At 35.0% G+C, this 19,306-nt stretch carries 15 protein-coding genes; 9 read left to right on the top strand and 6 right to left on the bottom strand.

The genetic code is table 11. The features are described 5' to 3' along the window. The first annotated feature begins 137 nt into the window (after nt 1-137). Nucleotides 138-1,436 (top strand): UDP-N-acetylmuramate--L-alanine ligase, encoded by a 1,299-nt coding sequence (murC, locus tag JM172_RS08065; RefSeq protein WP_214481664.1) that lies wholly within the window; start codon nt 138-140, stop codon nt 1,434-1,436. Between the two features lie 264 nt (nt 1,437-1,700). Here the strand turns inward: murC and JM172_RS08060 are convergent, their stop codons facing one another. Next, complete coding sequence (locus tag JM172_RS08060) at nt 1,701-2,816, bottom strand: aminopeptidase (protein WP_214481663.1); 1,116 nt, start codon at nt 2,814-2,816, stop codon at nt 1,701-1,703. A 292-nt stretch (nt 2,817-3,108) separates the two neighbouring features. Between JM172_RS08060 and JM172_RS08055 the strand changes: the two genes are divergently transcribed. From JM172_RS08055 to ytxJ, 3 genes are all read left to right on the top strand, one after another. Continuing rightward, the gene (locus tag JM172_RS08055; protein ID WP_214481662.1) at nt 3,109-3,522 is read left to right on the top strand and encodes a DUF948 domain-containing protein; all 414 of its coding nucleotides are present in this window, start codon (nt 3,109-3,111) and stop codon (nt 3,520-3,522) included. A 122-nt stretch (nt 3,523-3,644) separates the two neighbouring features. After that, nucleotides 3,645-4,115 (top strand): YtxH domain-containing protein, encoded by a 471-nt coding sequence (locus JM172_RS08050; RefSeq protein ID WP_214481661.1) that lies wholly within the window; start codon nt 3,645-3,647, stop codon nt 4,113-4,115. Nucleotides 4,116-4,336: 221 nt separating this feature from the next. Then, entirely contained in the window at nt 4,337-4,663 is a 327-nt protein-coding gene (ytxJ, locus tag JM172_RS08045; RefSeq protein ID WP_214481660.1) for a bacillithiol system redox-active protein YtxJ, read from the top strand. Between the two features lie 116 nt (nt 4,664-4,779). On the opposite strand, the gene JM172_RS08040 is transcribed toward ytxJ, so the two are convergent. Continuing rightward, nucleotides 4,780-6,945 (bottom strand): cell division protein FtsA, encoded by a 2,166-nt coding sequence (locus JM172_RS08040; RefSeq protein WP_214481659.1) that lies wholly within the window; start codon nt 6,943-6,945, stop codon nt 4,780-4,782. Nucleotides 6,946-7,223: 278 nt separating this feature from the next. On the opposite strand from JM172_RS08040, the gene JM172_RS08035 reads away from it, so the two are divergent. The 4 genes from JM172_RS08035 (at nt 7,224) to motS (ending at nt 11,456) form a co-directional block, all read left to right on the top strand. Continuing rightward, nucleotides 7,224-8,300: a bifunctional 3-deoxy-7-phosphoheptulonate synthase/chorismate mutase gene (locus tag JM172_RS08035; protein ID WP_214481658.1), complete on the top strand. Its 1,077-nt coding sequence runs from the start codon at nt 7,224-7,226 to the stop codon at nt 8,298-8,300. Between the two features lie 550 nt (nt 8,301-8,850). Next, nucleotides 8,851-9,849: a catabolite control protein A gene (ccpA, locus tag JM172_RS08030; RefSeq protein ID WP_214481657.1), complete on the top strand. Its 999-nt coding sequence runs from the start codon at nt 8,851-8,853 to the stop codon at nt 9,847-9,849. A gap of 61 nt (nt 9,850-9,910) precedes the next feature. Further along, on the top strand, nt 9,911-10,729 hold the full coding sequence (gene motP, locus JM172_RS08025; protein ID WP_214481656.1) for a flagellar motor protein MotP: 819 nt from the start codon (nt 9,911-9,913) through the stop codon (nt 10,727-10,729). Further along, the gene (motS, locus tag JM172_RS08020) at nt 10,719-11,456 is read left to right on the top strand and encodes a flagellar motor protein MotS (protein WP_214481655.1); all 738 of its coding nucleotides are present in this window, start codon (nt 10,719-10,721) and stop codon (nt 11,454-11,456) included. Before motP ends, motS begins: the two co-directional genes overlap by 11 nt. A gap of 129 nt (nt 11,457-11,585) precedes the next feature. Here the strand turns inward: motS and JM172_RS08015 are convergent, their stop codons facing one another. From JM172_RS08015 to JM172_RS08005, 3 genes are read right to left on the bottom strand one after another with little or no spacing between them, the layout of a single operon-like run. Then, the gene (locus JM172_RS08015; protein WP_214481654.1) at nt 11,586-12,761 is read right to left on the bottom strand and encodes an acetoin utilization protein AcuC; all 1,176 of its coding nucleotides are present in this window, start codon (nt 12,759-12,761) and stop codon (nt 11,586-11,588) included. Then, the gene (locus tag JM172_RS08010; RefSeq protein WP_214481653.1) at nt 12,758-13,405 is read right to left on the bottom strand and encodes an acetoin utilization AcuB family protein; all 648 of its coding nucleotides are present in this window, start codon (nt 13,403-13,405) and stop codon (nt 12,758-12,760) included. The genes JM172_RS08015 and JM172_RS08010 overlap by 4 nt, the downstream gene beginning before the upstream one ends. Before the next feature lie 41 nt (nt 13,406-13,446). Beyond that, nucleotides 13,447-14,079, bottom strand: a complete 633-nt coding sequence (locus JM172_RS08005) for a GNAT family N-acetyltransferase (RefSeq protein WP_214481652.1) — start codon at nt 14,077-14,079, stop codon at nt 13,447-13,449. Nucleotides 14,080-14,294: 215 nt separating this feature from the next. Here JM172_RS08005 and acsA point away from each other — a divergent pair, with 215 nt between their 5' ends. Next, nucleotides 14,295-16,013: an acetate--CoA ligase gene (acsA, locus tag JM172_RS08000; RefSeq protein WP_214481651.1), complete on the top strand. Its 1,719-nt coding sequence runs from the start codon at nt 14,295-14,297 to the stop codon at nt 16,011-16,013. 201 nt (nt 16,014-16,214) lie between these two features. On the opposite strand, the gene JM172_RS07995 is transcribed toward acsA, so the two are convergent. Next, complete coding sequence (locus JM172_RS07995; RefSeq protein WP_214481650.1) at nt 16,215-19,295, bottom strand: transglycosylase domain-containing protein; 3,081 nt, start codon at nt 19,293-19,295, stop codon at nt 16,215-16,217. Nucleotides 19,296-19,306 lie beyond the last annotated feature (11 nt).

Raw genomic sequence — 19,306 nt, 5'->3', positions numbered from 1 at the left:
ACATGGTTTTCATCTACAATCAATGGTATAATGTTCAAATATGAAATCATTGAGGTTTAATGTTTTCAAAGGTTAGCAAATCTAGATAAGTGTCATATACTGTCTTACAGATATACGAAAAGTTGGAGGTTCTTCATATGACAGTTTACCATTTTGTCGGTATTAAAGGTACTGGAATGAGTCCGCTAGCTCAAATACTTCATGATATGAATTACGAGGTTCAAGGCTCTGATATTGATAAGCGTTTATTTACACAACAAGGACTTGAAGAAAGAAGAATACCATTTTTTTCTTTTGATAAGGAAAATATTAAGCCAGATCATACTGTAATTGCTGGTAATGCTTTTCCTGATACACATGAAGAATTAGATGCAGCGAATAAATTAGGCGTACCAGTCATAAGATATCACCGTTTTTTAGGTGATTTTATGCAGAAATTTACTAGTGTTGCAATTACAGGATCTCATGGAAAAACATCTACAACTGGACTTTTATCTCATGTAATGAGAGGCGCACATCCTACTTCATTTTTAATTGGTGATGGTACTGGAAAGGGAGTAGAAAACAGTAGATATTTTATAGTGGAAGCGTGTGAATATCGACGCCATTTCCTTTCTTATTATCCTGATTACGCAATCATGACAAATGTTGATTTTGATCATCCTGATTATTTCTCAAATGTGGATGATGTATTTGATGCATTTCAAGAATTAGCATTACAAGTTCAAAAAGGAATCATTGCGTGTGGTGATGATGAACATTTACAAAAAATTCAAGCTAAAGTACCAGTATTGTACTATGGCTTGAATGATGATAATGATTTTCAAGCTAGAAATGTAGAAAAAAGTTCTGATGGAACCACGTTTGATGTATTTGTTAGAAATACTTTTTTCTCATCTTTTAAGATACCTACTTTTGGTGATCATAATGTATTAAATGCCCTTTCAGTCATTGCTTTATGTCATTATGAAAATATTGATTTAGCCGTTATTAAAGAGCAACTTCAAACATTTGAGGGTGTGAAAAGAAGGTTCAGTGAAAAGAGAATAGGTAATCAGGTATTGATCGATGATTATGCACATCATCCGACAGAAGTGAAAGCAACGGTAGAGTCAGCAAGGCAAAAATATCCTGACAGAGAAATTGTCGCTGTGTTTCAACCGCATACGTATACTAGAACCAAAACTTTCTTAGATGAATTTGCTACTAGCTTACAACTTGCTGACCAAGTATATTTGTGCGATATTTTTGGATCAGCCCGTGAAAACCAAGGTAAGCTTTCTATCTTTGATTTACAAGCAAAGATAGATGGGAGCATGTTAATAAATGAGAAAGAAATTGAACGATTGAAGCGTCATGAAAATAGTGTGCTGTTATTTATGGGTGCAGGTGATATTCAAAAGTTTGAAGAAGCATATGAAAAGACAATTAAATAAACACGCATACAAATTAGAGCTTGTGGCATAGCGTCTCTTATATACGATGGCTGTACGTAAAAACACATCGTTCTCTTCAAGAAATATTAAATTTTACAGTAGCAGCCTAAATAAATGACCAAGCAATTTACTAATATATACACATACACTAAACGCTCAGAGCTTATGCTCTGAGCGTTTTTAACGGTTAGTGTAATACGTTTTTCTTTTAAATTAATGGTGAAGCTTGCAGAAGTATCCAAGGTAATTTTGCTTTGTTATTGTTTATTTTAGATTTTCTGGATTTAATGCTTCAAGTTCTGGGATAACGAAACGACCGTCCTTACGAATGAGGACATCATCGAAATATATTTCTCCACCTCCATATTCAGGGCGTTGGATCATGACCATATCCCAATGAATATTTGAGCTGTTCCCATTATATGCTTCATCGTAACATTGCCCAGGAGTAAAGTGGAAGCTACCATCTATTTTTTCATCAAATAAGATATCTTGCATTGGATGTTGGATGTATGGATTTACACCAATTGCAAATTCACCTACATATCTAGCACCTTCATCAGTATCAAAAATTTTATTTATTCGTTCATTATCATTAGAGGTTGCCTCGATTATTTTGCCATCTTTAAATGTAAGCTTTACATTTTCATATGTAAAACCTTGGTATGGAGATGGGGTATTATAAGTAATTGTTCCGTTTACCGATTCCCGTACAGGGGCAGTATAAACTTCACCATCAGGAATATTTCTGAGGCCAGCACATTTAACTGCTGGAATATTGTTAATAGAGAAAGTTAAATCAGTTTCTACACCCGTTATTCGAACCTTGTCAGTTTTATTCATTAAATCGACTAAGCTATTCATGGCAACGGCCATTTTACCATAATCTAAATTACAAACATTAAAATAGAAATCCTCAAACGATTCAGTGCTCATTTTCGCTAATTGAGCCATTGAAGAGGTTGGATAACGCAATACAACCCACTTTGTTTTTGGTACACGTATTTCTCGATGTACTTTATTTAGTATTGTGTTTCCGTATACTTTCATATTTTCATCAGGGACGTCCGATAATTCATTAATGTTATTACCTGAGCGAAGGCCAATATAAGCATCCATATCTTTCATCACGTTTGCTTCATAGTCAGCTATTATATTATAGTGCTCATCTTCTGCTCCCATTAATAATGCACGGTCAACTTGTTGATCCTTTAATGAAACAAATGGTTGACCACCTGCAGCATATGCTTCTTTAACTAATGCTACAACAAGCTCTTTTTCCAGTCCAAAATTCTCTATTAGAACCTTTTCACCCTTTTGTAAACTAACGGAATAGTTTATTAAATTTTTAGCCAATGTGTTAATTCTTGGATCCTTCATGATAAATTCCTCCAAATTGTTTTAAGAATTGTGAAGCAACATTGTTTAACTCAAAACCTTATATAAAGTATATACATAATGTTACTAACAGATTAATACAATTAATTGATCTTGAGCTATCCTATATTATTGTAACCGAAAATATTTGTTTTGTATTACTGAAATACTACGAGTATCAATTTAATAAATACAAAAATGTAACTTTATACATTTTTAGAGAGGAACATAATAGACATACGTCGAATTTAAAAGATAATTAGGTTATTATAGCTGAAAAGGAGGTAACGTTAGGTTGATGTGGATAGTTTATATTAGTGTAGCTATTGTAGCTGTTGCTTTTGTTGTACTAGTATTTTTTTTAGCAAAGACATTAGTTTCATTACAACTTACGTTAAAAAGTGTCGCACATACTCTGTCTTCACTAGAAAAACAAGTGGAGGGAGTTACATCAGAAACAACTGATTTATTAAAGAAAACAAACATTCTCGCTGAAGATATTCAAAAAAAATCCGAAAAGTTAAATTCAGTTGTAGATGCTGTTAATGATGTGGGTACGTCTGTACATCGATTTAATAAGTCAGTACAAGAGGTTTCTACATCAGTAGTGAATCAATTAGAAGATAATCAAGAGAAAGTAACTCAAGTAGTTCAATGGGGAAGTGCAGCAATTGACTTATGGAATAAGTGGAAAAGTAAATCTAAGTAAGTCATTAAAGCAAATTAGCTTCAGTGGTTTGTAAAAGTCTACTCCGCTTGAAGAAGCATGATACTTTGTGGGGGAGCTTGAATATACATTTTGAATACATTAATGAAGGAGGAGATAATACGATGAGCAAAGATGGGATCAATACAAAAGATTTTCTGATTGGTGCTTTAGTCGGTGGTATTGTAGGAGCTTGTACTACTCTATTCTTAACACCTAAATCAGGAAAAGAATTAAGAAGTGATATTAATGAACAAGCAGTAATTGTTAAGGATAAAACTGGTCAAATTAAAAATACAGTCATGGAAAAAGGTTCATCGATTGCAGGTTCAGCGAAGGATAAAACAGCAGGGTTCAGAAAAACAGTTGCTCAACAATCTTCTAACATCGTAACTAAAATGAAAGAAATGAAAAGAAATGGCGATTCTGACATACCAACTACTATAACAACTGAGAAAGAGGAACCAACACTAGCTAAACAAAAAAATGAATATATTACCATTGGACAAAATGATATTGATATTCAAAAAAAGCTCCAAGAAACTGAAAAAGCTATTGAGGATATGGAAAGTTCAATTCAATTGAGTAATAAGTAGTGGAGTGTTATGATTACTTCACTACCTATTTTTTTGGGAAGAATTTCAGAGATAACTAAGGAGATTGCTCATTTCTTGTTGTCTAGATTCAGCACCTATGCCCTTGTGAGTCGCAATAGATTTGGATGAAGGTACTGTATAAGTTCAAGAGAAAGAAAGTCATGGCATGCTGGGATTAGATAGAAGAACAATTGCGATTTTTAAGGTTAGGGGGATTTATATTGGCTAAAGTAAAAATATCATCTAAGGAACAATTTGAAAAGCTTATTAATGAGCATTCAAAGTTTTTAGTAATGAAACACAGCTTAACATGTCCGATTAGCAGTTCAGCTTTTAAGGAATTTGAAAAATATAATAATGAAAATGAAGAGCTTCAAATATTGTATTTATATGTACAGGAATCAAGAGCTCTTTCAAATTTTATAGCTGAAAAATATAGTACTAAACATGAATCTCCACAAGTTTTACTAGTGAAGGATGGCAAGGTCATTTGGCATGCATCTCACTGGAACATCACTTACGATACATTAAAAAAGCAGGTAGGATAAAGGAGTGGGAGGATCATCCTCCCACTCCTTAACGTTTGGCTGTTTTCGCATAAATTGTTATTTTTCATACTGTTTCTAATTAGATAGCAATATAGCTTATGAGAAGAGCCTTATGCTTACACATATGTGTTTTTATCCTGAAAGACGATTCGTAGCTCATCTCCTGGCTCTATAATATCTTTAAACGATACTTCTTCATTGTTTCTAAGTAATGCGTAACCGCCATGCGCATTGTCAGGTAAATTAAATTCTATATGTGAAAATATGTCTTGAAAGATAAATGGCTCAACGGTTTTGCTTTCTATTTCAATGTGATCGCCGCTATATAAAATATCGGCTTCATTCAGTTTCGTTCCATTTTTATAAATCTCATTTATACTTTTTGTTAATAATATTTGCTTATGATTAAACTGAATTGGAATCGTTTGAGATAACATAATTCCCTTTAATTCAGCGAAGTCTTTAACAGTTAATGTAGATTTAGAGAAATTAAAAACAATATTATCATTATTTGCAAAGCTAGATGTTGGAGGCACTTTCACACCATTACGAGTTATGTATCCAGACATAGAGGGAATTTTTGTCTCTTGTTTATTAATCACTAAGGAATATGTAAGCAACTCAGAGTGCATATTTTCATTTTGTATAAAATTTAGTAACCCTTTAATATTAGAAGGAAATTCACAATGAATGCTATCATGATCAATAACGAAACTATCTGCATTCACCTCTTGCTTGTTTTTAAAAAATCTTGCAACAATTTTATGCTTTTGTCCATTAATCGTGATGTGTGCTGTAGGTATTTGATCAATAATATCTTTGATTTGTACTCGAGCTGGACTTCCATCGCGGCCTTTTTCAATCGTAATATGGTCACCTTGTTGAATTAAATCATCGAGTGAGCACGGTTCATTGTTTTTTAATAACATTGGTGGAAGACCATAATTTCCTGGCAAAGTAACTTTTTGTCCATTTAATGTAATAATGCTTGCCATACCAGGCTTGCCGTACAGTTTATTCATTTCTATGCCCGCTGATAGTAAACAATCACCAACAGTTAGTTTTTTTATATCAAATAGTCTAATAGAATTGTCATTTACTGTCACGCTTAAATACTGAACAGGCGTTTGTTTAGCTGCAATTCCTATTCCAATAGGAGTGACTAGTTCAGGCCCTTTATGAATATTTTCAGATAAAATTAGTCTTTGAATTGCATCAATGCCACGAATCGCGACTCGATTGTCTGGTAGCTCTAGGTATGAAGCAATTCGTTTTGGCAATTCAGGTGTTAAGCTACCGCCACCTACTAGCATCACTGCTTTTGGAGGTTTATGCTGATTTAATGTTAGTATTTCACTTACTATGGAGGATGCCAGCTTGTCTATGGAGGAAGAAATTTGTTTAATAACCTCATGTTTCGGAACCTCTGTCTCAAATCCTAAAATATCTGTAATTGTAATGGTCCCTTGCGTAAATAGCTCTCGTTTTGCTTTTTCAGCGAGTGGAAAATCTAGTAAGTAGCCATCGCTTATAGCTTCTGTAATTTCATCACCTGCAATTGGTACCATCCCGTAAGAAACAACTGTTCCAGCATCAGTAATCGCAATATCTGAAGTACCTGCACCTATATCAACTAAAGCTACATTTAATCGACGCATTGTTTGGGGTATCAGTACATTAATGGCAGCGATCGGTTCCAGTGTGAGAGCTTCCATTTCTAAATTAGAGCGCTGTAATGATGATATAAGAGATTCGACAACGACTCTAGGCAAAAATGTGGCAATTATTTCAACAGAAGCAGTTTCACCTTGTTGGTCAATTAAATTGCCAATTTCTTCATCATCTAGCTTATAGCATATGACAGAATATCCTACACAATAATAATGATAGCTTTTATCTTCCTTATTATTTGACGCTAAGTTTATTTGGGCCTGCTGAACAGCGCTTAATTCAAAATGCAGTACGTCTTGTTTTGTCATGATCGGCTTTCCTGAAATGGGCATAGTAACTAGACCACGTTCAGTTTTTAATGCTCTCCCTGCTGCAGCTACACATACTTTAGCTAATTTCCCATGTCTACTTTCTAGTTCTGTTTTTATTTCTGTTATTACTTTTGAGACAGCCAATACATCATGAATTTGCCCATCAAGCATTGCTCTTTCAGAATGTTCTTTTGTTACAATATCAACAATTTCAAAATTGTTATCTTTTTCCTTAACTATTATGCCGTTGACAGATCTTGTTCCTATATCTAATGCAAAAATCGTAGGTAGTAAGGTCAAAGCTTCTCACCTTCTTCACAATTAATCAAAATACTTTAACACTTAAAAGCGTTTAAATATTAAAGTTTTTTAGTGACAACACAATTGAATTCGTATATAATAAACTCTAATTACATGAAATGTACCACACTTTCCACATCTAATAAAGTAATCTGAGCATAATATATTTGCTATATCATTATTAAGATGAGGAATCAAACTTATAATTTGTCATTCAAAAAGGGGAACCAAAGTTCTTGATTTGAATACACTTTATCATAGTCGAAAGGATGAAAGAGATGAGTAATAAACAATTAGACGAGCTAAGGTTAAAAGTAGAAGAGATTAACATGCAATTATTGAAGTTAATAAATGAACGTGCATCACTTGTACAAGAAATAGGAAAAGTGAAAGAAGCACAAGGTGTTAATCGTTTTGATCCTGTTAGAGAACGAAAAATGTTGGATTTAATTAATGAACAAAATGATGGGCCATTTGAGACTTCAACATTGCAACATATTTTTAAAGAAATATTTAAGGCAGGGCTGGAACTACAAAAAGATGATCACCGTAAAGCATTATTAGTTTCTAGAAAGAAAAAACCAGAAGACACAATTATTGATATAAAAGGTGAACAAATTGGTGATGGAAATCATCACTTTGTAATGGGGCCGTGTGCAGTTGAAAGCTATGAACAAGTTGCATCAGTAGCAAACGAAATTAAGAAGCATGGATTAAAGCTTCTACGTGGAGGAGCGTTTAAGCCACGAACATCACCATATGACTTCCAAGGTTTAGGTGTAGAAGGATTGAAAATACTTAAACAAGTTGCAGATGAATATGATTTAGCAGTTATTAGTGAAATTGTTAATCCAGCTGATGTTGAGAAAGCAGTGGATTATATTGATGTTATACAAATTGGCGCAAGAAATATGCAGAACTTTGATTTACTCAAAGCTGCAGGGGCAGTGAATAAACCAGTATTACTGAAGCGTGGTTTAGCAGCTACTATAGATGAGTTTATCAACGCTGCAGAATATATTATTTCTCAAGGCAATGGACAAATTATTCTTTGTGAACGTGGTATTCGTACTTATGAAAGAGCAACAAGAAACACATTAGATATATCAGCGGTACCAATCTTAAAGAAAGAGACACACCTTCCAGTATTTGTTGATGTTACACACTCTACTGGTCGTAGAGACTTGTTATTACCTGCCGCTAAAGCAGCGTTAGCAATTGGGGCAGATGGTGTAATGGCAGAGGTTCATCCAGATCCAGCTGTAGCACTTTCTGATTCAGCACAACAAATGGATTTCAATCAATTTAACGATTTTATCAATGAAATTAAATCAGCTAGCACTGTTAAAGCTTAATTAATAGCTCTTTTTGCTTTATACTGTTACTGTTTTAATAAAAATTTATAAAAGCGTGATGTGACACCAGTTACAACGGTTTTTAGTGTACAGATGTTACGAAATATAGCTATATTTGTGTTGAATATGTATTACTCCTGCTACGGCAGGAGTTTTTTTTGTGAAAATAATTTGTATATTGATTGCGGTCTATTTCATAGTATCGTATGATATGTTACATATAACTTAAGAAATGTCACCTACATAATATTTATAATTAAATCTCTGTTCAAAAACTTTGCAGCTATATTTATATATTAACAATGAACATGAAGATGGGTTTTTGTCCGAAACCGTTAAAGTGATAGTAGAAAAGATGCACGAATGTTAGTTTTTTACACCTTAGTATGAATAGTAAGGATTGATGTGAAAATAGCCCTTATTAAGGTCATTTGTGAAACTCTATACAATACTAAAACAATTCTTGCTTATTAATATAAGTAGTGGTTCTGTTAAATATAAAATTTAAGCAAATAATAGCATAAAGAAAAATAATTAGGAGCTGATAATGATGAATGTTACTATATATGATGTTGCACGTGAGGCTAATGTATCAATGGCAACTGTTTCAAGGGTTGTAAATGGGAACCCAAATGTAAAACCAGCGACGAGGAAAAAAGTATTAGAGACAATTGAACAACTTGGATATCGACCAAATGCAGTGGCACGTGGTTTAGCGAGTAAAAAAACTACAACTGTCGGTGTGATCATTCCTGATATATCAAGTATCTTCTACGCTGAGCTAGCGAGAGGTATAGAAGATATAGCAACAATGTATAAATATAACATTATTTTAAGCAACTCCGATCAAAATAAAGAAAAAGAGCTTCATTTAATTAATACCATGCTTGGAAAACAAGTCGATGGAATCGTTTATATGAGTGGGAATATTACAAAAGATCATGTTGAACAATTTAAAAAATCACAAGTACCAGTAGTTTTAGCAGCATCTATTGAAGAAGAAAATATTATCCCTTCTGTTAACATTGATTATGAACAAGCTGCATTTGATGCGACAACTAGCTTTATTAATAATGGCCATAAAAAAATTGCATACGTCAGTGGCCCACTTGATAATCAAATTAGTAGTATAAAGAAGCTAGAAGGATATAAAAAAGCTCTTTCAGAAGCTGGGCTACAATATGTAGATGAATATGTTCTTGAAGGTGATTATACTTATGATTCAGGGATTGAGGCTTACAAAAAGATAGAGGAGATGCCAAATAAACCAACGGCTGTTTTTGCTGGGAATGATGAAATGGCTTTAGGTGTCATTCATGGGGCGCAAGATCATGGCACAGTGATTCCTAAAGATATGGAAGTGATTGGCTTTGATAATACAAGGCTATCTTTTATGGTGCGACCACAATTGACGACAGTTGTTCAACCTATGTATGATATCGGTGCAGTAGCAATGCGGTTGTTAACAAAATATATGAATAAAGAGAAGGTAGAGGATAGCGTCGTAGTACTTCCTCATAGAATTGAGTTTCGTCATTCAACAAATTAAAAATCCTGTCGATATATAGAATAGAGAGGTTGGATTCTATATATGCACAGGGAGAGAAATTATGAAAAAAAAATTCGATTTACTAACACCTAGTGGATTAGTTCTTGCAGTAGCTATGTTTTTATTCGGTATAATATCAAATAGTGGATCGACAGGATTATCCTCATTTATCCATTTCCCATCAATGTATATTGTTTTGGGTGGTTTAACCGCTGGGTTGTTAACAAGTTTTCCCTTAAAAGACATTAAACTTTTATTTAAGGTGTTAAAAGAAGCATTTAGTCAAAATGAACAGGAGCTACAAGGATTAATTAATACATTTGTCAATTTATCTGATAGGGCGAGAAGGGAAGGTTTACTTGCATTAGAAGCTGAAATTGAAAATGTTAACGATCCGTTTATTAAAAAAGGTGTCCTATTAGCTGTAGATGGTATAGAACCTGATGTTATTAATGATATTATGGATGCTGAAATTTCTGCAATGGAAGAAAGACATCGGAAGGGAAGAAGTATTCTTGAAAGGGCTGGAGAACTAGCACCTGCCTGGGGAATGATTGGTACCTTAACAGGATTAGTATTAATGCTCAAAAATTTGAATGATCCAACGACTTTAGGTCCCAATATGGCAATTGCTTTAATAACTACATTGTACGGCTCATTACTCGCTAATATAGTTTTCATTCCATTAGCATCAAAACTTGCTTTGAAAACAGAAAAAGAAGTATTTTTGAAGCAAATTATCATTGAAGGGGTGATTGGGGTTCAATCTGGTCAAAACCCTAAAATTTTGGAAGAAAAGCTCAGTGCCTTTTTATCTTATAAGGAGCGAGTGGGCATCGAAGATGAGGAGGTAGAGGAGGCAGCTCAAAATGAGAGATAGGAAAAGAGTGCATACTGCAAGAAAAAAAGGTGCACCTGCTTGGATGGTTACTTTTTCTGACCTTATAACTTTAATTCTTGTTTTTTTCATATTAATGTTTTCAATGTCGCAAATTGATATTGTTAAGTTTAAAGCTGTTGCTAATTCATTTAAAACGAACCATATTTTAGACTTTGATCCATCTCCTATCCCCTTCGATCCATTATCAGCAGAAGATATACATTTGAAAGAGGGTAGTGGGGAGACCACTATTTCAGATCCATTAAATGAATTAGTTGTAGAAATACAACTATTCCTCGAAGAGAATGGTCTTGAAGATGTCATTGTAGCTAATCGTTATGAGCGTGGAGTTGTTTTAGTTTTACAAGAAAAGGTTTTATTTAACACTGCGGAAGCAATTATTCAGCCATCCGCTTATCCATTTTTAGATAAGGTTGGAAATTTATTAGGTGACATGTCAAATCTAGTTAAAGTGGAAGGGCATACAGATAATCGTCCAATTGAAACTTTTAGATACCCATCAAATTGGGAATTATCTACAGCTCGGGCTAGCAGTGTTATTCGTTATTTAATAGAAGAGCATCAGCTAGATGATATCCGCTTTGAAGCTGTCGGATTTAGTGATACTAGACCCGTTGCTCCTAACTCTAATCCAGAAAATTGGGAGAAAAATCGAAGAGTTGAAATAGTCATTTCTGATCCAGAATACATTGAACAAACTAATTAATTTTTAACTCTCGAACATGCCTTAACGCTTGTAGTAGAAAAAGCTTCTTTTAAGCATATTAAATGAAATGTTATTAGGACATAAAATTAAAAAATGGCTTATAAATCATTTTGATTTATAAGCTATTTTTTATATAGAATTCCGTTGTTGTTTATTTTCTCTAATGATTTGAAGCGCTTTCATGACTGTGTGCAAGTTTTTCTCAGAAATTTCATTTCTACGCGGTATAGGAGAGTAAAGGTCTGCTGGATCATCCCATTTTAACGGTAGTTGTACTGGAGAAGCGTCTTGCCATGCTTTGATCCATTCCTCAGGTATATCAGAAATATTATGTGATTTTTCAATCATCTCAATCCAAATTAAGGACCATGCCCTAGGAACAACACGCCATATATCATAACCCCCTCCACCTACTGCGATCCATCTACCACTACAATACTTATGAGCAATTTCATGAGCTAGCTTTGGAATTTCTCGATATATTTTCATCGTCGAAGAAAGGTGTGTAAGTGGGTCATAATAATGAGAGTCGGCACCATTTTGAGTTATAATGACGTCTGGTTTAAAATAGTCTGCAATTTCTAAAAAAGATTGTTTATAAGCATGCAACCAAGAGTCATCTTCGGTGAAAGCATCAACTGGGATATTAAATGAATACCCATAACCTTTCCCATGTCCTCTTTCATTTACATGTCCTGTACCAGGGAATAAATATCGTCCAGTTTCATGTATGGATAAGGTACATACTTCAGGGTCATCATAAAATGTCCATTGTACTCCATCCCCATGATGAGCATCTGTATCGACATACATTACTCGTACCCCATATTTTTCTTGCATATATTTAATGGCTACAGAGCTATCATTATAAATGCAAAAGCCAGATGCCTTTCCTCTAAAACCATGGTGTAATCCTCCTCCAAGGCTTAGTGCATGTGTAGCCTTTCCTGTTAACACATGGTCTACAGCCGTTAACGTACCGCCTACTAACAGAGCACTTGCTGTATGCATATCTTTAAAAATGGGGGTATCTTCGGTGCCAATTCCATATGCTTGAGCTTTTTCCGCTGAAAGTTGACCTTTGCCAGCTAATTTAACTGCTTGTATATAGTTTGGGTCATGAATAAGCGTCAGTTCCTCATCTGTTGCAATTCTAGGAGGGATAATTTGATTATCATCGAGTAAATGAAGCTTTCTAAGGAGGTCATAAGTTAATTTCACCCTCAATTGATTAAAAGGATGGTCATCACTAAATTTGTATAATTGAAATTGGTCCGAATAAATAAAGACTGAGTTTCCGCTCATAAAGAAATACCTGGTTGAGTTGGCCATAAGACTGTATAACCTTCATTTTTCAATTCATTTACGATTTTCAGTGGGTTCATCGTTTGGACACGAAAAACGAGTATTTTATAGCTCTCATCTACATCTGGATATACTAGGACACTATTGATGTTTATATTTCGGTCTTTAAAAATTGAGGCAATATCGCTTAGCATGCCGGTTTTGTTACTAGCTTTAATTTCAATGTGTGAACTAGGTTGGTGTGCACCAGTAAGTTGTACAAGGGTATGAAGGACGTCTGTTTCTGTAACTATACCTACCAATTTATTATTATTTGTTAACGGCATACAACCGATCCGATGCTCATAAAATACAGCAGCCACTTCCTCAACAAAATCTAACGGGTGACCAGTAATAACGTCAGTTTTCATAATGTTCTTTATTGGCTGTTTAAGTATGTGCTTATTATCATTGTTAAGTTCCAAAATAGAAGGGCTTGCATCACGTAAGTCACGATCTGAGATAACCCCAATTATGTGATGGCTTTTATCTACAATAGGGATATGTCTAATATCTTTTTTGTGCAACGTGATAATAGCAGTTTCAATCGTATCATTTGGAAAGAGTGTTGTTACATCTGTTTTCATTATTTGTTCAACTATCATTGTACTTCCCCCTTCAAGCTGTATTTCAATTTAAAGGCTATCTAATACATAAATCTATTCATAAATCTTAATCGATCGAATTTTTGTATGGATTCATTATCAACTCTTGTTCCTATTCTAGCCATTAAACAGTTCGCTGGATGAGAACTTATTTCTGGATCATCGGTGGCATACCATTCCAGACCGCCAGCATTCATCATTTTCTCCATTACCTTCCTATACTCCCAAACATTAAGTCCTGTACCTTTTAAATCCCAGTGCCAGTAGTATTCGGTCGTAATAATAATGTAGTCATTCATTACATCATCCATCATTGATACATTAATAAGGTTTTTGCCGACTGATGAACCTCGGAATTTAGGAATCACTTCTATTGCCCCGAGTTCAATTAAATTTTCCATGTTGCCTTCAGACCAGCGTTCTAGAGGGTCAGGGTATAAGAAAGTAACATATCCAACTATGGTATGTTGGTGTCTTGCGATAATAATTCTACCTTCAGGCAAATCTGCTATCCCTATTAATGCCTTATGTTGTTGATCTGGTTGGCGAAATGCTATAAGATCGTGATGAAAATCGTAGCTTGATAGTTTAGCAGATGAAATGGGTCCTTCTAAAATTAAGTTTCCCTGTGGTGTTTTTAATTCTTTTGCATTATAAGTTTTTTTATGTTCCATTAGGTCACCACCTTATTACATGTTTTATTCTATTATACATAATATTAGTAATATATAATTACTCTCAGTGCATTTTTTTCATCTTCATTTTTGTGGCAATTCGTTAACAATGTATTGTAGAACTACAAATGATATTTTAATATTTTTAAAATTGAGAACAGTATGTATTTATAATATAATATTCTTTGAAGAGATTTACAAAGGGGGAATTGTAAATGAAGGTGGAATCGTTAGCTGTTACGAAAGGGGATTACAATTTAACAGACTACGAAGAAATTTATAGTCAGTTTAATTGGTCCGATGTGGAAAATAACTTTTCTTGGTCAAAAACAGGTAGAGTGAATATGGCATATGAGGCGATTGATCGTCATGCATATACCTTTAGGAAAAATAAAATTGCATTATATTATCAAGATTCTGTTCGAAAAGAGAAATATACATTTAAGGAAATGAGTGAATTCTCTAACCGAGCAGGGAATGTACTTAAGCAAGCAGCTGATGTTGAAAAAGGTGATCGTGTTTTTGTGTTTATGCCTCGTTCTCCCGAATTATATTTTATTATTCTAGGGGCAATAAAACTAGGAGCAATTGTCGGTCCGTTATTTGAAGCTTTTATGGAAGGGGCAGTACGTGATAGGTTAGAAGATAGTGAGGCAAAAGTGTTAGTAACGACTCCTGAGTTATTAGATAGAGTTCCAGTTAATGAGCTTCCAGCATTAAAGCATATCGTTTTAGTTGGTGATGGCTTAGAAGATGATGAAAGGTTTATTAATTATTATAAAGAAATGGAAAGCGCTAGTGACCGTTTAAGTATTGAATGGGTCGATAGATCAGATGGACTTATTATTCATTATACTTCAGGCTCAACAGGTAAACCAAAAGGAGTATTGCACGTCCATAATGCTATGATTCAGCACTATCAAACAGCAAAGTGGGTATTGGACTTAAAAGAAGATGATGTTTATTGGTGTACTGCTGACCCTGGATGGGTTACAGGGACTGCGTATGGTATTTTTGCTCCATGGCTTGTGGGTGCTGCAAATGTAGTTATTGGAGGAAGATTTAGCCCAGCTACATGGTATGAAGCGATTGAACAGTTCGGTGTTACTATTTGGTATAGTGCTCCAACTGCATTTAGAATGTTAATGGGTGCTGGAGATGATTTAGTAAAGCAAAATGATTTGAGCACCCTTAGACATATTTTAAGTGTAGGTGAACCATTAAATCCTGAAGTCATACGTTGGGGTGTTAAAGTATTCAATAATCGTATTCATGATACATGGTGGATGACTGAAACAGGTGCCCAATTAATATGTAATTATCCATGTATGGAAATAAGGCCCGGTTCAATGGGGAAACCTATTCCAGGAATTAAGGCTGCGATTGTTGATGATCAAGGAAATGAATTACCACCAAACCGGATGGGGAATTTGGCTATACAAAAAGGATGGCCATCGATGATGTATACGATTTGGAATAATCAACAAAAATATGAGTCATACTTTATGCCAGGTGATTGGTATGTATCAGGGGACTCAGCTTATATGGATGAAGAGGGGTATTTTTGGTTCCAAGGTAGGATAGATGATGTGATTATGACTTCTGGTGAAAGAGTTGGGCCTTTTGAAGTTGAAAGTAAGCTTGTTGAACATCCAGCAATAGCAGAAGCTGGGGTGATAGGAAAACCTGACCCAGTACGTGGAGAAATTATTAAAGCATTCGTTGCACTTAGACATGGCTACGATGTTACTGATGAATTAAAGGAAGAAATCAGGCTTTTCGTGAAAAAAGGTCTGTCAGCTCATGCAGCTCCACGTGAAATTGAGTTTTGTGAAAAGTTACCTAAAACAAGAAGTGGAAAAATTATGCGTAGAGTGTTAAAAGCCTGGGAATTAGATTTACCTACGGGTGATTTATCAACTATGGAAGATTAGTTGCAGGTATAAACGATGTTTTTCGTATTAAGAACGAAACAAATATTTAATAGGTAGCATCTTATACCTCTAACTATTAATAGTTCTTATATATGAAAATATGATATTTTTAATAAAGGGTTAAAAAAAGAAGGTCGCTCAGTATTAACTTTTGAGCAACCTTCTTTTTAATAGACCCTTAAATTGTTGTAAACCTTACTATTAAGGATTTGATGGGTCTGTAGGTGTACTTGGATCTTCTGGTTCAGTTATATCACCGGGTTGATCGTTTCCTGGATCATTCTCACCGTCACTAGGTTGATCGTTGTCCTCATCACCAGGGTCCTCACCGTCACCAGGTTGATCGTTATCCTCATCTCCAGGGTTCTCACCGTCACCAGGTTGATCATTATCGTTATCACCTGTGTCAGGATCGTCGCCCTCGCCAGGTTGATCATTATCATCGTTACCAGGATCATCCTCACCGTCACCAGGTTGGTCATTGTCCCCGTTGTTAGGGTCTTCATTATCATCAGGTTCTTCCTGCCAATCACCATTAATGACTTTATTAGACTCAGCAGATTCTCTTCCAAATATATCGACCGCAGTCACATAATAAGCACTATCAGTATTACCTACTGTAAACCCTAAATCTTCGCCAACAGGTACGATACCTATTTCAGAAACATTCTCCCCATAATTGGATATTTCGTACACTCGATACCCAATAACAGTTTGTTGATAATGAGCAGGCCATGAGATGGAGTTTCCATTTAGTTTAACACCGCCCATTGTATCAGGTACCTCTCCCGTATCTTCTAATTCCTCTAATTCTGGAAAAATAATATTGCTCCATTTTTCACTATTTGGAATGAGTTGCTTAGCTACTTTTATATCGGTAATGCCAATTTCTTCAAGGAATGCTTCAGTAAACATAAATCCTTCATTAGTAAATTCTTCAGGGGTCGTTTCTAAAGCTCGATATATTTTTTCACCAATTTCAACATAATTAGCTTTTTCTAAGCTATTGTCCTCTTTTGTAGGTACATATTTTGCGTTAAAAAGATCTGTTTCAATAAGCCCAGCCTCTTCACATGCTTTTGAAGGCAATAGACCTGATGCAGCACAATAAGAACGACTAATGATTCCACCAGGCATTTTAAACCTTTCTTCAGGAGCAACTAGTTCAGGTTTAATAGCATAAGCGGCATTCATTAAATCTGCCCACAAGTATATGTTTCTTTGTCCATATGTTGGCCCTGACGTCGTTTTTACTGACTTTGGTGTGTCATACCCATTCCAAACTCCAAAGGTTACATTTGGATTTGTTGCAACAAACCATGCATCTTTAAAATCTTGTGCTGTACCAGTTTTACCTGCCCAATCTGACTTAAAATCAAGTCTGCCCGGGAGTGATGCAGCTGTTCCACTGCTAATGACATCTCTCATCATGTCAATCATTAAGTAAGATGTTTGTGGGCTAAATACTTCGACAGGCTCACTTTCATGCTCATAAATTATCTCACCGTCATTTGTTTCAATTCGTTCAATCATATAAGCATCGACAAATTGACCATCATTTCCAAAGGTAGCATATGCATTAACATTCTCTTCAACAGTGACACCATATGTTAATCCACCGATTGCCATTGACAAATTATAATGATCACCTTCAGTTAAGTTTGTATAACCCATTTTTTCTAAATAAGACACAGGATTTTGGTCAATGATAGACATATATGATCTAACAGCTGGTATATTATACGATTTCTGCAAAGCATATCGAACAGAAGTCAGACCGTGTGTTCTACCATCATAGTTCCCTGGCGAATAAGTCTTTCCACCAGCTGGAACTTTTAATTCGACATCAGCTAATACTGAACCAGGCTGAACTTTTCCTAACTCCATTGCAGGACCGTAAGCTAATAAAGGCTTCATTGTAGAACCGTTTGAACGTGGTGCATTGGTAGCATGGTTCAGCTGTTCTCGATCATGGTCGCGTCCACCAACAAAGCTGATGATTTTACCAGTTGTATTTTCAATTAGTACAGCTCCAGCTTCAATAGGCTCCATTACTTGAACCATTTCCCCAGTTTCAGGATCTTCTTTTTCTTCTGGCTTGTCAGGTGCGAAATATTCAAAGTTTTGAACTACAGTTTGCATTTCATCATAGATTTCTTTATCAATTGTCGTATGGATTTTATAGCCATTTTGTCGTAAGTTTTTACTCGCACGATTTATATAATCGTTATATAGATCGTCGTTTTCCGCTAAATCGGTCACTTCGTACCCGTCGTTTTCAGCTAATATTTCGGCTAATATTTCCTCTGCACGATCCTCAATCTCAAAAGTAAGCCAAGGGTAATTATCTATTGGAGATGGCTTAGGTGGTGCAAAATCTGCTGTTATATCATAATTTAATGCAGATTCATATTCTTCCTTCGTAATAAACTCAGCTTGCAGCATACGGCTAAGTACAGTGTGCATTCTATTCATAGATGATTCTAAATTCTCTTTTATCTCACCTTTATTTGTAAATGGTGTATAGCTAAAGCTTTGAAATAAACCAGCAATAAATGCGCTTTGAGGTATGTTTAAATCTCTCGCATCAACATCAAAAATACCTTGAGCAGCTGTTTGGATACCAGCAATGTTCCTACCTGAAGAATTTCTTCCGAGAGTAGAAACATTTAAGTAAGCTTCAAGAATTTCATCTTTGTCAAAAGATTGTTCAAGTCGCAGAGCAAGTAACATTTCCTTTGCCTTACGTTCGAATGATACTTCGTTTGAAAGTATTTGGTTTTTAATTAACTGTTGGGTAAGCGTACTACCACCAGTTCTTACAGATGAATTTGTAACTTCTTGGAAAAGGGCACGCATGATTGCTTTTGGAACAATTCCACTATGATCCCAAAAAAACTCATCTTCTGTTGCAACGACTGCATTTATTAGGTGCTGAGAAACATCATCTATACTAACTTCTTCACGATCAAGGTCGGAACGAAGCTTACCTAAATAAACATTATCATCAAAATATAATTCAGTCGTTTCTTCATAATTATAAATGTCTTTTTTCATACTATCATAAGAGCGGATTGGTTCATCCTTTACTAACGACGCGAAGTAGCCAGCACCAACACCACCAGCAAAAAAGAATCCGATTAATCCAATAATAATAAAGAGTAAGGTGATGTTCCAAAACACACCGTAGGTAATTCTTGCACCTTTAACAGCATCTTTGCTACTGAACATCTTTTGTACTTTTTGTAATCGATCTTGCCAATTAGATCTATTATCACTCATATTCAATATTT

This window comes from Bacillus sp. SM2101 (assembly GCF_018588585.1).
GTDB classification, from domain to species: Bacteria; Bacillota; Bacilli; order Bacillales; family SM2101; genus Nanhaiella; species Nanhaiella sioensis.
This window is presented reverse-complemented; position numbering and strand designations above follow the sequence as displayed.

Bases quoted from the DNA above. Each gene is read 5' to 3' on its own strand.
- JM172_RS08015 (WP_214481654.1), bottom strand. From the start codon at position 12,761: ATGAGCGGAAACTCAGTCTTTATTTATTCGGACCAATTTCAATTATAC.
- JM172_RS08010 (WP_214481653.1), bottom strand. From the start codon at position 13,405: ATGATAGTTGAACAAATAATGAAAACAGATGTAACAACACTCTTTCCA.
- JM172_RS07995 (WP_214481650.1), bottom strand. From the start codon at position 19,295: ATGAGTGATAATAGATCTAATTGGCAAGATCGATTACAAAAAGTACAA.
- acsA (WP_214481651.1), top strand. From the start codon at position 14,295: ATGAAGGTGGAATCGTTAGCTGTTACGAAAGGGGATTACAATTTAACA.
- ccpA (WP_214481657.1), top strand. From the start codon at position 8,851: ATGAATGTTACTATATATGATGTTGCACGTGAGGCTAATGTATCAATG.
- motS (WP_214481655.1), top strand. From the start codon at position 10,719: ATGAGAGATAGGAAAAGAGTGCATACTGCAAGAAAAAAAGGTGCACCT.
- JM172_RS08035 (WP_214481658.1), top strand. From the start codon at position 7,224: ATGAGTAATAAACAATTAGACGAGCTAAGGTTAAAAGTAGAAGAGATT.
- JM172_RS08050 (WP_214481661.1), top strand. From the start codon at position 3,645: ATGAGCAAAGATGGGATCAATACAAAAGATTTTCTGATTGGTGCTTTA.
- JM172_RS08005 (WP_214481652.1), bottom strand. From the start codon at position 14,079: ATGGAACATAAAAAAACTTATAATGCAAAAGAATTAAAAACACCACAG.
- motP (WP_214481656.1), top strand. From the start codon at position 9,911: ATGAAAAAAAAATTCGATTTACTAACACCTAGTGGATTAGTTCTTGCA.
- JM172_RS08060 (WP_214481663.1), bottom strand. From the start codon at position 2,816: ATGAAGGATCCAAGAATTAACACATTGGCTAAAAATTTAATAAACTAT.
- murC (WP_214481664.1), top strand. From the start codon at position 138: ATGACAGTTTACCATTTTGTCGGTATTAAAGGTACTGGAATGAGTCCG.